The sequence below is a fragment of the Citrobacter sp. RHB25-C09 genome (genome assembly GCF_013836145.1).
GTDB lineage: Bacteria > Pseudomonadota > Gammaproteobacteria > Enterobacterales > Enterobacteriaceae > Citrobacter_A.
On the sequence record NZ_CP057483.1, the window covers coordinates 4,068,141 to 4,081,587 of the forward strand.

The window sequence follows — 13,447 nt, forward strand, 5'->3', positions numbered from 1 at the left end:
GGCTTACGCCTTATCCGGCCTACAAGGCTAGAAATTTTTCTCGGTGGGTTGCCAGTGGCAGAAATCAGCGTTAGCCACCAGCAGCAGTTGCGCCCCTTCTGGCGCCTCCAGCCATGCCACGCTGACATCAGCAGATGAACGGCTCTGGCGGCGCTCAATGTGGTTCATCGCCCACGTCTCGAGATCTGGTTTAACGGTTTCGCCTTCACAAGTCGTCACCGTGCGTTCGGCGGCATGCCAGCGCCCCTGTCGCAGGACGACACGCCCCTGACGCAGCGCGTCGCTGGTCTGGCGGATTTGCTCTGCACGATAGCGGTACAAAGCAATTTGATCGGTTGAAAGCTGCTGTTTATGGCCGTCAACTTCTCGCTGCATGAAACTCAGTTCACCACGATCGTCAAAACGCACACGGATATGTTCCGCCGGCTTGCCATAAATATTGAGTTCGATAAGAGAAAGCGTATCCCCCTGCCAGCGGTATTCGCTGGTGGTGGTACTGCCATTACGCCACGGGCTAAACACTGAAAGCATATGGACACCGTCTGCGGCGTCTTTACGCCAGATACGTACTGCGCCCTGGTCGTCCACAAACCCGCTGGCGGTAAACGGGGGTAATGAAGAGTTATAGCTACAGGCCGTCAGCAACAGCGCACCCGCCAGCATCGACACCCGATGCCAGACGGACAAAAGGGGCGAAACCGCCCCTTCGTTAAAACTGTTCACAGCCACGCGGTCTTACTTAACTGCGTCTTTCAGTGCTTTACCAGAAACAAACGCCGGCACGTTAGCTGCGGCGATTTTGATTTCTTTACCGGTCTGCGGGTTGCGGCCAGTGCGCTCAGCACGGTGGTTCACTTTGAAGGTACCGAAACCAACCAGTTGTACAGCATCGCCTTCTTTCAGAGACTCAGTAATAGCAGCCAGAGTGGATTCCAGAGCAGCTTTAGCCTGGGTTTTAGACAGTTCTGCTTTGTCTGCAATTACATCAATCAGTTGAGTCTTGTTCATAAGTTATCCTTACAATGTGTTTATCGCTTGCTAAGCATCGAGTGCGACGGAAATGCCCAAAAAGCACTCTCCTGCATACACGCACCGATAGCCACTTTTTTTCGCCCTCCAAATGTAGACCAGACGGGGGGCCGATGGGAAGCCTCCAGGTGCGACAAATCGGACGTTAAATCACGTTTTCGTGTCTTATTGCTGAAAATTTATACCGATATTACTCTCGCCCGCCTCACGCAAGTCTGCGCGGAGCCCTTTTATCAGCTCAATATCGCGTTCTTCGCAGTCAGCCAAAAGTCGGAATATTTCCCACTGAATGTCCCATTCTTGTTCAACAGCAGGGTTTTCTTTGAGTTCGTCATCCGTCATTTCCCGACCCGCCTGGGTCATTTCCAGCATCGCAACAGTCGTAATGGATGTCTTACTGACTTCAATAGCATGTTCCAGCGTTTCACCACTCAACCGCGAGTGCAACAGTTCACTTAGCGCCACGCAGGCGTCAATAGCCGGATAAACACCGTACAGATCGTAATCATCCGCCGCCGGGATCGCCTCTTCGAATTTCTCCAGTTGGCTGTCGAAATTGACTTTCGCATCTTTGACGGTGAGCGTTTCCCAGATGAGATCCAGAATACGGCGGTAGATCTGTCCATCGCCAAATTCTGTCTGCTGGCAGAACATGGCATAGTTCGGGTACATGCGCTCACACAGGCAGGCCATGAAAGTGACGTGCTGCCAGCTTTCCAGGCGCTCAAGACGCAGATGAATCGGGTTTTGTAACATGATGAATTCTCGAATCGGAAATTGGCGGCAGTGTACATCAATCAGGGCTGAATTTCCTGCCATCGCGTAAACGCCGGACGCCCGGAAGCGACAGCATCCGCCCAGCGGGTTGGTTCCGGCAGACGATAGCCTTTCATGCAGCGTTGTACCCATACCAGCGCGCTGTCTAACCCAACGCGATGCCCCGTCGCCACAAACAACGGATTGCAGCGCGCCTTACTGCGCCAGACCCAGGCCAGCTGCTCGCCTTTATCCATCAGCGGTGCCAGCGCGCCGGGCTCGGCGCTGAGCGGCTCAAATTTGCCGCACAGGCGCTTTTTCGCCACGCCAATGGTAGGAACATCCACCAGCAGCCCAAAATGGCTGGCAACGCCAAGACGGCGCGGATGGGAAATGCCATGACCATCCACGAAGAGTAAGTCGGGTTTTTGCGAAAGTTGTTCCCACGCTGCCAGCAGCGCGGGATATTCACGGAAGGAGAGAAAGCCTGGAATATAGGGCATGGTGGTGGCGATGCGCGCCACTTTGTATTCCACCAGCTCAAGCGAGGGATACTTCAGAAGTACCATTGCCGCTCGCGTCACTTCACCGCCCTGCTCAAACCCGACGTCTGCCCCGCCGATCAGATCCGGTGGATCTTTATCAAGCCGATCCGAACGGATCACCGATGAGGCTAGTTCAAGTTGTTGAGCGTGTAGTGACGCGAGATCCATAGTTTCCCCTTAGCGGTGATATTGCGCGGATAGCCGGTGCACCGCCTCCACAAATGCGCCAGCATGTTCTGGCGGCACGTCCTGGTGGATGCCGTGACCGAGGTTGAAAACGTGGCCTTCGCCCTGGCCGTAACCAGAAAGTATAGACGCCACTTCTTCCTCGATACGGGCAGGAGAGGCATAAAGCATCGACGGATCCATGTTGCCCTGCAACGCCACCTTGTCACCTACGCGACGGCGTGCATCGGCGATATCTGTCGTCCAGTCCAGTCCCAGCGCGTCGCAGCCGGTTTCCGCCATGGCTTCAAGCCATTGTCCGCCGCCCTTGGTGAACAGCGTTACCGGCACGCGCCGACCATCGTTTTCACGCAGCAGGCCATCAACAATTTTGTGCATGTAATACAAGGAGAACTGCTGATAATCGCGTCCGGTCAGCACACCGCCCCAGGTGTCAAAAATCATCACCGACTGGGCACCCGCTTTGATTTGCGCGTTCAGATACAGCGTGACGCTCTTCGCCAGTTTGTCGAGCAGCGCATGCAGCGTATGCGGATCGGCATACATCATCTTTTTAATCACGGTAAACGCTTTGCTGCTGCCGCCTTCCACCATGTAGGTTGCCAGCGTCCACGGACTGCCGGAGAAGCCGATCAGCGGCACTTCGCCCTTCAGTTCACGACGAATCGTGCGCACCGCGTTCATCACGTAACCCAGCTCATCTTCCGGGTCGGGGATCGGTAATTTTTCCACGTCAGCTTTGCTGGCGACCGGCGCGGTAAAACGTGGGCCTTCTCCGGCTTCGAAGTAAAGCCCAAGTCCCATTGCATCCGGAATGGTCAGGATGTCCGAGAAGAGGATCGCCGCATCAAGCGGATATCGGCGCAGCGGCTGTAGCGTCACTTCACAGGCCAGCTCGGCGTTTTTGCACAGTGACATAAAATCGCCCGCCTGTGCGCGGGTGGCTTTATATTCCGGTAAATAACGGCCCGCCTGGCGCATCATCCATACCGGGGTGACATCAACGGGCTGGCGCAGCAGCGCACGCAGATAACGATCGTTCTTCAGTTCGGTCATTTTTGCAGTTCCTTATTGCGTCAGGCCGTCAGTTTACCATGTCATTCATATTCAGCCCGACATATTGCCACCGTATCTTCGATCAAGCGCCGTGCGACGGTGCCCGGCGGTGGCAACAGCGGTAAATTGTCGTAGCGATACCAGTTGGCCTCCAACAGCTCTTTCGGATCGATGACGATCTCGCCGCTGTCGTAATCCGCCATAAACGCGGTCATTAATGACATGGGAAAAGGCCAGGGCTGTGAGGTGATGTAGCGCAGATTCTTAACTTTTATCGCGCTCTCTTCCATCACTTCACGCGCAACCGCCTGTTCTAAGGTTTCACCGACCTCAACAAACCCGGCGAGTACAGTATGTACGCCATTGCGATGACGGGTATGCTGAGCGAGTAAAATCGAGTCGTCACGCCGAATAGCGACAATAATGCATGGCGCAATTTGTGGGTAGTAGCGTTCCCGGCAGTGATTGCAGAGCATCGCCCACTCGGTTTTGCTGGGGTGCATGGTATGCCCGCAATAGCCACAGAACTTATGCGAACGATAAAACTCCGCCAGCTGTACGCCCCGCCCCGCCAGTTGAAACAAGCCGACATCCTGATCAATAACCTGACGGACGGAGCCCATATCATGACGACGATGCTGATGAACTAACCAGACAGGTTCCCCCTCCCACTCACCGATATGCAGTGCTTTCAGCCCCGCAAGATCGAAATTTCCCGCATCGCCATGTGGTAATTCTCCACCGGGCAACCATAATTTTTGTTCATGACTGACGATCCACCAGCCGTGATCTAAATTTTCAATTATACGATCCATAGCTCTTGCACTACCTTAGCTTCACTGGCATGTTGCTAACATAATTTTTACAATTTTTGAGTGAGCAGTTTTAAAATCTAAACTTCTGGAGTCGAACATGTTAAACCAGCTGGAAAACCTGACAGAACGCGTCGGTGGAAGTAATAAACTGGTTGATCGCTGGCTGCATGTACGTAAGCACCTGCTCGTGGCTTACAACAATCTGGTTGGCATTAGACCTGGTAAAGAATCGTACATGCGATTGAATGAAAAAGCGCTGGATGATTTTTGCCAGAGCCTGGTCGATTACCTCTCCACCGGACACTTCAGTATTTATGAACGTATTCTGCATAAATTGGAAGGGAACGGTCAGCTTTTAGCAGCGACAAAGATCTGGCCGCTGCTGGAAGCCAATACGCAACACATCATGGACTACTACGATTCCAGCCTGGAAACCGCAATCGATCATGATAATTGCCTTGAATTTCAACAGGCACTGTCGGATATCGGCGAAGCGCTGGAAGCCCGGTTCGTGCTGGAAGACAAGCTGATTATGCTGGTATTTGAGGCCATGCATGAGAACGCCAAAATCAAACGGCCTGCTTGAGTTCTGCGCAGTTAACGCGTAGTTTACAAATGTCCCCCTCTCAGGAGGGGAAGTTATCTTGTCGGAGTGCCTGTTTTTCACCTAAGCCGACGTAATGCCTCAGGGCAGCACGAAGGAATAAGTGGAAAGGGCTGAGACCGTTAATTCGGGATCCGCGGAACCTGATCAGGTTAATACCTGCGAAGGGAACAAGAGTAATTCTGCTTTATGCACCAGCCTTCACGGGCGGCGCACATCCATTACTCCATCCGTCGTCTGGCAAGCCACGTCCTTAATTTTATGGAATGAGCTATGTCTGCCACTACACCATTGTCCCGCCGCGAACAGCGCGCACAGGCCCAACACTTTATCGATACCCTGGAAGGCACTGCTTTCCCCAACTCAAAACGCATTTATATTCCCGGCTCCAGACCCGATCTCCGCGTACCGATGCGGGAAATCCAGTTGAGTCCAACGCTTATCGGCGGCAGCAAAGAGAACCCGCAGTTCGAAGAGAACGAAGCGGTTCCGGTTTACGACACCTCCGGCCCGTATGGCGATCCTGACGTGACGATTGACGTGCAACAGGGCCTGGCAAAATTGCGCCAGCCGTGGATTGACGCCCGTAACGACAGCGAAGAACTGAACGACCGCAGTTCAGCGTACACGAAGGAACGTCTGGCCGATGACGGTCTGGACGAACTGCGTTTCACTGGCCTGCTGACACCAAAACGCGCCAAATCAGGACGCCGCGTTACCCAGCTTCACTATGCCCGCCAGGGGATCGTGACCCCGGAAATGGAATTTATTGCGATTCGCGAAAACATGGGGCGCGAGCGTATCCGCAGCGAAGTGTTACGCCACCAGCATCCGGGGGAAGGTTTCGGCGCACGCCTGCCGGAAAATATTACGCCGGAATTCGTTCGTGACGAAGTCGCTGCCGGTCGCGCCATTATTCCCGCCAATATCAACCACCCGGAATCCGAGCCGATGATCATTGGCCGCAACTTCCTGGTGAAGGTCAACGCTAACATCGGCAACTCGGCGGTCACCTCCTCCATCGAAGAAGAGGTGGAAAAACTGGTCTGGTCGACTCGCTGGGGCGCGGATACGGTGATGGACCTTTCCACCGGACGATATATCCACGAAACCCGTGAGTGGATCTTACGTAACAGTCCGGTGCCTATCGGTACCGTGCCGATCTACCAGGCGCTGGAGAAGGTTAACGGGATCGCCGAAGATCTCACCTGGGAAGCCTTTCGCGACACGCTGCTGGAACAGGCGGAACAAGGGGTCGATTACTTCACCATCCACGCCGGCGTGCTGCTGCGTTACGTGCCGATGACCGCGAAGCGCCTGACCGGTATCGTCTCGCGCGGCGGTTCGATCATGGCGAAGTGGTGCCTTTCCCATCACAAAGAGAATTTCCTCTACCAGCACTTCCGTGAGATTTGCGAAATCTGCGCCGCCTATGACGTGTCACTTTCTCTTGGCGATGGCCTGCGCCCCGGCTCGATTCAGGATGCCAACGACGAGGCGCAGTTCTCCGAACTGCATACGCTGGGTGAACTGACTAAAATCGCGTGGGAATACGATGTGCAGGTGATGATTGAAGGCCCGGGTCACGTGCCGATGCAAATGATCCGCCGCAACATGACCGAGGAGCTGGAGCACTGCCACGAAGCGCCGTTCTACACCCTGGGGCCACTGACGACCGACATCGCGCCGGGCTATGACCATTTCACCTCCGGCATTGGCGCGGCAATGATTGGCTGGTTCGGCTGCGCGATGCTTTGCTACGTGACGCCAAAAGAGCACCTCGGCCTGCCAAACAAAGAAGATGTGAAGCAGGGGCTGATTACCTACAAAATCGCCGCCCACGCCGCCGACCTCGCGAAAGGCCATCCTGGCGCGCAGATCCGCGACAACGCCATGTCTAAAGCGCGATTCGAATTTCGCTGGGAAGACCAGTTTAATCTGGCACTCGACCCGTTTACCGCCCGCGCGTATCACGATGAAACCCTGCCGCAGGAGTCCGGTAAAGTCGCGCACTTCTGTTCGATGTGCGGGCCTAAATTCTGCTCAATGAAAATCAGTCAGGAAGTCCGCAACTATGCCGCCGCACAGACCATCGAAGTGGGGATGGCGGATATGTCGGAGAATTTTCGCGCCAGAGGCGGCGAAATCTACCTCAAAAAAGAGGAGGCGTAATGTATCAGCCTGATTTTCCCACCGTGCCCTTCCGTTTAGGGCTGTATCCGGTTGTTGATAGCGTGGAATGGATCGCACGCTTACTGGAGGCTGGCGTGCGCACGATTCAACTTCGCATCAAGGATAAACGCGATGAAGAGGTTGAGGCTGATGTGGTCGCGGCCATTCAACTGGGACGTCGCTATGACGCCCGGCTCTTTATTAATGATTACTGGCGACTGGCAATTAAGCACAAGGCCTACGGTGTGCATCTGGGTCAGGAGGATCTGGAAACCACCGATCTTAATGCGATTCAGGCGGCAGGGCTGCGACTGGGCGTCTCGACGCACGATGATATGGAGATTGACGTCGCGCTTGCTGCCCGACCGTCCTATATCGCACTCGGGCATGTGTTTCCTACCCAAACTAAGCAGATGCCTTCTGCGCCGCAGGGGCTGGCGCAGTTAGCTCGCCACATCGAAAGACTTGCGGACTACCCCACCGTCGCCATTGGCGGCATTAGCCTGGCACGCGCGCCGGACGTGCTTTCTACCGGCGTGGGGAGCATTGCCGTAGTGAGCGCCATCACCCAGGCGGCAGACTGGCAAGCCGCCACGGCGCAGTTACTGGCGATAGCAGGAGCGGGCGATGAATGATCGTGACTTTATGCGCTACAGCCGCCAGATCCTGCTGGCCGAAATCGCCGTTGAAGGCCAACAAGCACTGCTTGCAAGCCGTGTACTGATTATTGGCTTAGGCGGTTTAGGTTCCCCCGCCGCGCTGTATCTGGCGGGAGCGGGCGTCGGTACGCTGGTCCTGGCCGATGACGACGAGGTGCATATCAGCAACCTGCAGCGGCAGATCCTGTTCACCACTGAGGATATTGCCCAAGCCAAGTCGCAGGTAACGCAGCAGCGACTGGCGCAGCTTAACCCAGATATCACGCTGGTGGCTCTACAACAGCGTTTAACGGGCGATGCCCTCAACCATGCCATCGCGCAAGCCGATGTGGTACTCGACTGCACCGATAATATGGCCACACGCCAGGAGATCAACGCGGCATGTGTGGCAAACGATACCCCGCTGATTACCGCCAGCGCTGTCGGTTTTGGCGGCCAACTTATGGTACTCACGCCGCCCTGGGAACAAGGCTGCTACCGCTGCCTGTGGCCGGACGACGAGGAGCCAGAGCGCAATTGCCGCACTGCTGGCATCGTCGGCCCGGTTGTTGGGGTGATGGGAACGCTACAGGCGCTGGAGGCAATTAAATTGCTGAGCGGCATGGCAACGCCTGGCGGTGAATTGCGCCTGTTTGATGGTAAAACCAGCCAGTGGCGTTCGCTGGCTTTGCAGCGTGCCAGCGGCTGTCCGGTATGCGGAGGCCGAGATGCGCATTCAGTTTAATGATGAACCGATGCAATGTGCAGATGAACTATCGGTACACGACCTGCTGGTTCAGTTAAATCAGCTCAAACCGGGCGCTGCGCTGGCGCTGAATCAACAGATCCTGCCGCGCGAACAGTGGCGGCAACACATCGTGCAGGAAGATGACCACATCCTGCTTTTTCAGGTAATTGCAGGAGGTTGAGATGTTATGTATCGCCGATAAGACTTTTGATTCGCATCTTTTCACGGGAACGGGAAAATTCGCCTCCTCTGCGCTGATGATTGATGCGATCCGCGCTTCGGGGAGCCAACTGGTGACGCTGGCGATGAAGCGTGTGGATTTACATAAGCCAGGCGATGCCATTCTGGCACCGCTCATCGACGCGGGCGTCACGCTTCTGCCCAATACTTCCGGCGCGAAGACCGCCGAAGAGGCTATCTTCGCCGCCCAACTGGCGCGTGAAGCGCTGGGAACAAACTGGCTGAAGCTCGAAATCCATCCCGATGCCCGTTGGCTGTTACCTGATCCTATTGAAACGCTGAAGGCCGCCGAAGCGCTGGTCAAACAGGGATTTGTTGTACTGCCCTACTGCGGCGCGGATCCGGTACTGTGTAAACGTCTCGAAGAAGCGGGCTGCGCGGCGGTGATGCCACTCGGCGCGCCTATTGGTTCTAATCAGGGCCTGGAAACCCGCGCGATGCTGGACATCATTATTCAGCAAGCGACCGTTCCGGTGGTGGTCGACGCCGGGATTGGCGTACCCAGCCATGCGGCACAGGCACTGGAAATGGGGGCTGATGCAGTGCTGGTTAACACGGCAATTGCCGTGGCGGACGATCCGGTAACGATGGCAAAAGCGTTCCGACTGGCAGTGGAAGCGGGCTTGCTGGCGCGTCAGGCCGTTCCGGGCAGTCGCAGCAGTCAGGCAAACGCCACCAGCCCGCTGACCGGCTTTCTGGAGGCGCAGGCATGAAAACGTTCACCGACTACTGGCAACAGCTGAACTGGGACGACATCCGCCTGCGTATTCACAGCAAAACGGCCGCCGACGTTGAGCGAGCGCTGAACGCCGCCCGTCTCAGCCGCGACGATATGATGGCGTTGCTGTCACCTGCGGCAAGCGCATTTCTTGAGCCACTGGCGCAGCGTGCCCAGAAGCTTACTCGACAGCGGTTCGGCAATACTGTGAATATGTACGTCCCGTTGTATCTCTCTAATCTTTGCGCCAATGACTGTACCTACTGTGGTTTTTCCATGAGCAACCGCATCAAGCGCAAAACGCTCGATGAATATGAGATTGCGCGCGAATGTGCGGCCATTCGTGAAATGGGCTTTGAGCATCTTCTGCTGGTCACCGGTGAGCATCAGGCAAAAGTAGGAATGGACTATTTTCGCCTTCATTTCCCCGCAATTCGCCAACAATTTGCCTCATTGCAGATGGAAGTTCAGCCATTATCCGAAGCCGAGTATGCTGAACTGAAAACGCTGGGGCTGGACGGCGTGATGGTTTATCAGGAAACGTACCACCCGGCGATGTATGCAAAGCATCATCTGAAAGGGAAAAAGCAGGATTTCTTCTGGCGCCTGGAAACGCCGGACAGACTTGGGCGCGCTGGAATCGACAAGATCGGCCTGGGTGCGCTAATTGGCCTGTCCGACAGTTGGCGAGTGGATTGCTATATGGTCGCTGAACATCTGCTGTGGCTTCAGCAACAGTACTGGCAGAGTCGTTACTCCATTTCCTTTCCGCGTCTACGCCCGTGCGCGGGAGGCATTGAACCTGCCTCAATCATGGACGAACGCCAGTTGGTGCAAACCATTTGTGCATTTCGCCTGCTGGCACCTGACATTGAACTGTCGCTCTCCACGCGGGAATCCCCGTGGTTTCGCGATCGCGTGATCCCGCTGGCGATTACTAACGTCAGCGCATTTTCGAAAACGCAACCAGGAGGATACGCGGACAATCACCCGGAACTGGAACAGTTTGCGCCGCATGATGACCGCCGTCCCGAAGCTGTCGCAGCCGCCCTTTCCGCTCAGGGATTGCAGCCGGTATGGAAAGACTGGGATGCGTTTTTGGGGCGCGCCTCGCAACGCTTATGAAGCAGGATGCAAGTGCATAACTCTTTTCCGAGCCGCTACGAAAGAGAGCAAACGGGAGGTTGTGGTCCGCCTCTCGCTTTTTTTATCGTATGGCCGTCAGCAGCAGTGCTGTCCAGGGCGAAAGGCTTCTCCCTCGTTTCGCCCTGCCTTCCTGTGAAAAAAGTGATAGTTAGCTGTCATCATTAATAACGAAACGACAGTAATTTGTTTTTAAGATAACTCATAATGGACTATATCAGAAAGATTATAATTGTAGGCATCTTGTCCTGCTGTACCGAATACTCACTTTGCTTCAGGACCTCTCTCTTCAGGAACAATGAACAATAATGGCTCGTCATTCCAGAAACCTTTCTTTTACATCTCCTATTCTGATGAGCTTCTCGGGGATCCTGTTAAGTTTCGTTCTGATTGCGTTTTTTATCACCTTTACTCAGCGAAACGATTTTTTAGAGGATTATCATGGCATTAACAGAAACTTTACGCATAACCTGGCGGTAAATTATACCGAGTCCCTGTTACGTGAAAACGAGTATGTTCTTACCCGCGCAACCACATTCTTTTCCCGCAATGACCAACTCAATGAAATGGTGAATGTTAATCCTGAAGCGGGCATAAAGGTACTGATGCAGTTACAAACCCTGATGCCCACCGTCTCATCTATCTTTCTGCTGGATACCGAAGGACATTACCTGCGGGCACCGCAGGTTCTTAACAATACACACAGCCAAAAGTTTGATATCAAAACGCGCCCGTGGTTTCTGGAACAAGCCGAAGCCAGTACCTTTAGCCGCTACTCCCCGGTCTATCTGGAGTATTTCTCACAAAATCCGACGGTAACCGTCTATAAGCCGGTGATCTCGCCAGAAGGTATTCTAAAAGGCAGCCTGGCGTTCCAGCTCGATTTGACCTCAATGGGTTACACGCTGCGCCAGATGGTTGCTCCCGTACAATACGAGTTTTTTGTCGTCGACCGTGAAGGCAAAGTAGTTATACATCCGGATACGGGCGCGATTTTTAAGACGTATGTCAGCAAGAAGGTCATGAGTCAGATGACCAGCGGTGAGGGGTATCTCTACGAGTCGGGCAGTCAAACCTGGTATTACTATTACTCTTTTACTAACCCGGACTGGTTTGTTATTTATCGTGTTTCCAATTCGACGCTGTTAGACCTGACGCGTCATGAAACGAATATCGTCGCCTGGGGGTTTGCGCTGGCAGCCATCATGATTGTGCTGTTTGGCCTGTATTTACGCCATGCTTCTCGTACCGTGCTGATGAATATCATTAACGCGATCAAAACCGGCGATGTCAAACGAGCCCCGCGTCTTGAAGCAATGCTGAGTAAAGCCATTGAATCGAATAAAGAGCGCCAGATGGATTACGCACGCCAGGCAACCATCGACGCGCTGACCGGCTGCAAAAACCGCCGGGCTTTTGATAATGATATCGCCGCGCTGATGAACAATCATCAACCCTTTACACTGGCTTTAGTCGACATCGACAACTTCAAATCCATCAATGATACCTGGGGCCATCTGACCGGTGACATCGTGCTGCGTAACGTTGCCCGTGAAGGGATTCAGATCATGCAGCCAGCCTCAGTTTCAGTTTACCGCTACGGGGGAGAAGAGTTTGCCGTGCTGTTCTCCGGCGAACAACTCAACAATGCATTCTCGCTGTTGGAACAGTGGCGTATTCAGATTGCGGAGCGCACCTGGCGCGAAGAGAACCTGCACGTTACCTTTAGCGTAGGGCTGGGGGAATGGCATCTGCAAACGCAGGAAGAGCTCATCATGCGTGTGGACGAAGCATTGTATAAAGCAAAACAGGAAGGAAAAAACCGCATTATTGTGGCCGAACGCTGATCGCCCATGCCCCCCTGATAAGCCCGTTGCGACGGGCTTTTTTACAGATTGAGAATAACCGTAACCGGTTTCATTATTTGTGCTGTTTCTTTGTGATGTTTTACACACATTCTCGGTAAGACGGTTGTTCTCATCTCAAGCACGGACTAAAGATGAAGTATCAACGAAACCGTGAGAGCGAACTATGAAGAACATCGTTTTATGCTGTGCCGCAGGAATGTCCACCAGCATGCTGGTTCAACGAATGAAAGACGCCGCGCAGAAAAAAGGCGTTGAGGTTTCCATAAGGGCCGTCCCTGTCGCTGAATTCAAAGAAAATATCGCCACGGCGGATATAGTCCTGCTGGGACCTCAGGTCAAATATGAGCAGGCGAAATTACAGGCGCTGGCCGATCCGCTCGGCAAGAAAGTCGCGGTTATCGACATGATGGATTACGGCATGATGAAAGGGGACGCCGTGTTGGAAAAAGCCCTGAAACTGATGGAGCAATGACATGGAAGAACTCGAAACCATTATTATGGAGCTGCTGGTTAATGCCGGAGCAGCACGTAGCCAGGCATTAACCGCGCTGCAACTGGCACGCAAAGGAGATTTTGCCGGTGCGGAACAAGCAATGTCTGAGTCGCATGAATACGTGAAGCAAGCGCATAAAATCCAGACACAGCTTATTGGCATCGATGAAGGCACGGGCAAGCTTCCGGTGAATCTGATCACCGTTCATTCGCAGGACCATCTCATGAACGCGATGGTTATTCAGGATCTGGCCGGCGATATGATTGAGATTTACCGTCGGTTACCCCCCGCCGCGTAGGTAAAGAGCTAACAGGTATGAATAGCGCCGGATGGCGGCTTCGCCTTATCCGGCCTACAAACAATCTCATAGGCCTGATAAGCGTAGCGCCATCAGGCATGAAGGCCTTTCACCGTATCCAGCTTACAATCCGCCAGG

At 54.1% G+C, this 13,447-nt stretch carries 16 protein-coding genes and 1 riboswitch; of the genes, 10 read left to right on the forward strand and 6 right to left on the reverse strand.

Annotated elements, in window-relative coordinates:
• Positions 1–27: 27 nt before the first annotated feature.
• The 6 genes from HVY19_RS19240 to nudC form a co-directional block, all read right to left on the reverse strand.
• Positions 28–723, reverse strand: a complete 696-nt coding sequence (locus HVY19_RS19240) for a DUF1481 domain-containing protein (protein WP_181684334.1) — start codon at positions 721–723, stop codon at positions 28–30.
• A 12-nt stretch (positions 724–735) separates the two neighbouring features.
• Positions 736–1,008: a nucleoid-associated protein HU-alpha gene (gene hupA / locus HVY19_RS19245; protein ID WP_001044509.1), complete on the reverse strand. Its 273-nt coding sequence runs from the start codon at positions 1,006–1,008 to the stop codon at positions 736–738.
• Between the two features lie 186 nt (positions 1,009–1,194).
• Positions 1,195–1,785 (reverse strand): YjaG family protein, encoded by a 591-nt coding sequence (locus HVY19_RS19250; protein WP_181682189.1) that lies wholly within the window; start codon positions 1,783–1,785, stop codon positions 1,195–1,197.
• A 41-nt stretch (positions 1,786–1,826) separates the two neighbouring features.
• Positions 1,827–2,498, reverse strand: coding sequence for a deoxyribonuclease V (gene nfi / locus HVY19_RS19255; protein WP_181682190.1), 672 nt, complete (start codon positions 2,496–2,498; stop codon positions 1,827–1,829).
• A gap of 9 nt (positions 2,499–2,507) precedes the next feature.
• Positions 2,508–3,572 (reverse strand): uroporphyrinogen decarboxylase, encoded by a 1,065-nt coding sequence (gene hemE / locus HVY19_RS19260; protein ID WP_181682191.1) that lies wholly within the window; start codon positions 3,570–3,572, stop codon positions 2,508–2,510.
• A 41-nt stretch (positions 3,573–3,613) separates the two neighbouring features.
• Positions 3,614–4,387, reverse strand: a complete 774-nt coding sequence (gene nudC, locus HVY19_RS19265) for an NAD(+) diphosphatase (RefSeq protein ID WP_181682192.1) — start codon at positions 4,385–4,387, stop codon at positions 3,614–3,616.
• A gap of 97 nt (positions 4,388–4,484) precedes the next feature.
• On the opposite strand from nudC, the gene rsd reads away from it, so the two are divergent.
• From rsd to HVY19_RS19315, 10 genes are all read left to right on the forward strand, one after another.
• Positions 4,485–4,973 carry a sigma D regulator gene (gene rsd / locus HVY19_RS19270; protein WP_181682193.1) on the forward strand — a complete coding sequence of 163 codons (489 nt, stop codon included), beginning with the start codon at positions 4,485–4,487 and terminating at the stop codon, positions 4,971–4,973.
• Between the two features lie 52 nt (positions 4,974–5,025).
• Positions 5,026–5,178: riboswitch (TPP riboswitch) on the forward strand.
• Between the two features lie 86 nt (positions 5,179–5,264).
• A complete protein-coding gene (gene thiC / locus HVY19_RS19275; protein ID WP_181682194.1) occupies positions 5,265–7,163 on the forward strand; it encodes a phosphomethylpyrimidine synthase ThiC in 1,899 nt (632 codons plus the stop codon).
• Entirely contained in the window at positions 7,163–7,798 is a 636-nt protein-coding gene (thiE, locus tag HVY19_RS19280; protein ID WP_181682195.1) for a thiamine phosphate synthase, read from the forward strand. The genes thiC and thiE overlap by 1 nt, the downstream gene beginning before the upstream one ends.
• Positions 7,791–8,546: a thiazole biosynthesis adenylyltransferase ThiF gene (gene thiF / locus HVY19_RS19285; RefSeq protein ID WP_181682196.1), complete on the forward strand. Its 756-nt coding sequence runs from the start codon at positions 7,791–7,793 to the stop codon at positions 8,544–8,546. The genes thiE and thiF overlap by 8 nt, the downstream gene beginning before the upstream one ends.
• Complete coding sequence (gene thiS / locus HVY19_RS19290) at positions 8,530–8,730, forward strand: sulfur carrier protein ThiS (RefSeq protein ID WP_181682197.1); 201 nt, start codon at positions 8,530–8,532, stop codon at positions 8,728–8,730. Before thiF ends, thiS begins: the two co-directional genes overlap by 17 nt.
• A gap of 1 nt (position 8,731) precedes the next feature.
• Positions 8,732–9,502, forward strand: a complete 771-nt coding sequence (thiG, locus tag HVY19_RS19295; protein WP_181682198.1) for a thiazole synthase — start codon at positions 8,732–8,734, stop codon at positions 9,500–9,502.
• Entirely contained in the window at positions 9,499–10,632 is a 1,134-nt protein-coding gene (gene thiH / locus HVY19_RS19300) for a 2-iminoacetate synthase ThiH (RefSeq protein WP_181682199.1), read from the forward strand. Before thiG ends, thiH begins: the two co-directional genes overlap by 4 nt.
• Before the next feature lie 326 nt (positions 10,633–10,958).
• Positions 10,959–12,497 carry a sensor domain-containing diguanylate cyclase gene (locus tag HVY19_RS19305; RefSeq protein WP_181682200.1) on the forward strand — a complete coding sequence of 513 codons (1,539 nt, stop codon included), beginning with the start codon at positions 10,959–10,961 and terminating at the stop codon, positions 12,495–12,497.
• A 184-nt stretch (positions 12,498–12,681) separates the two neighbouring features.
• Positions 12,682–12,990, forward strand: a complete 309-nt coding sequence (locus HVY19_RS19310; RefSeq protein WP_181682201.1) for a PTS sugar transporter subunit IIB — start codon at positions 12,682–12,684, stop codon at positions 12,988–12,990.
• Between the two features lies 1 nt (position 12,991).
• Positions 12,992–13,309: a PTS lactose/cellobiose transporter subunit IIA gene (locus tag HVY19_RS19315; protein WP_181682202.1), complete on the forward strand. Its 318-nt coding sequence runs from the start codon at positions 12,992–12,994 to the stop codon at positions 13,307–13,309.
• The last annotated feature ends 138 nt before the right edge of the window (positions 13,310–13,447 follow it).

Bases quoted from the DNA above. Each gene is read 5' to 3' on its own strand.
- hupA (WP_001044509.1), bottom strand. From the start codon at position 1,008: ATGAACAAGACTCAACTGATTGATGTAATTGCAGACAAAGCAGAACTG.
- HVY19_RS19250 (WP_181682189.1), bottom strand. From the start codon at position 1,785: ATGTTACAAAACCCGATTCATCTGCGTCTTGAGCGCCTGGAAAGCTGG.
- nfi (WP_181682190.1), bottom strand. From the start codon at position 2,498: ATGGATCTCGCGTCACTACACGCTCAACAACTTGAACTAGCCTCATCG.
- hemE (WP_181682191.1), bottom strand. From the start codon at position 3,572: ATGACCGAACTGAAGAACGATCGTTATCTGCGTGCGCTGCTGCGCCAG.
- nudC (WP_181682192.1), bottom strand. From the start codon at position 4,387: ATGGATCGTATAATTGAAAATTTAGATCACGGCTGGTGGATCGTCAGT.
- rsd (WP_181682193.1), top strand. From the start codon at position 4,485: ATGTTAAACCAGCTGGAAAACCTGACAGAACGCGTCGGTGGAAGTAAT.
- thiC (WP_181682194.1), top strand. From the start codon at position 5,265: ATGTCTGCCACTACACCATTGTCCCGCCGCGAACAGCGCGCACAGGCC.
- thiE (WP_181682195.1), top strand. From the start codon at position 7,163: ATGTATCAGCCTGATTTTCCCACCGTGCCCTTCCGTTTAGGGCTGTAT.
- thiF (WP_181682196.1), top strand. From the start codon at position 7,791: ATGAATGATCGTGACTTTATGCGCTACAGCCGCCAGATCCTGCTGGCC.
- thiS (WP_181682197.1), top strand. From the start codon at position 8,530: ATGCGCATTCAGTTTAATGATGAACCGATGCAATGTGCAGATGAACTA.
- thiG (WP_181682198.1), top strand. From the start codon at position 8,732: ATGTTATGTATCGCCGATAAGACTTTTGATTCGCATCTTTTCACGGGA.
- thiH (WP_181682199.1), top strand. From the start codon at position 9,499: ATGAAAACGTTCACCGACTACTGGCAACAGCTGAACTGGGACGACATC.
- HVY19_RS19305 (WP_181682200.1), top strand. From the start codon at position 10,959: ATGGCTCGTCATTCCAGAAACCTTTCTTTTACATCTCCTATTCTGATG.
- HVY19_RS19310 (WP_181682201.1), top strand. From the start codon at position 12,682: ATGAAGAACATCGTTTTATGCTGTGCCGCAGGAATGTCCACCAGCATG.
- HVY19_RS19315 (WP_181682202.1), top strand. From the start codon at position 12,992: ATGGAAGAACTCGAAACCATTATTATGGAGCTGCTGGTTAATGCCGGA.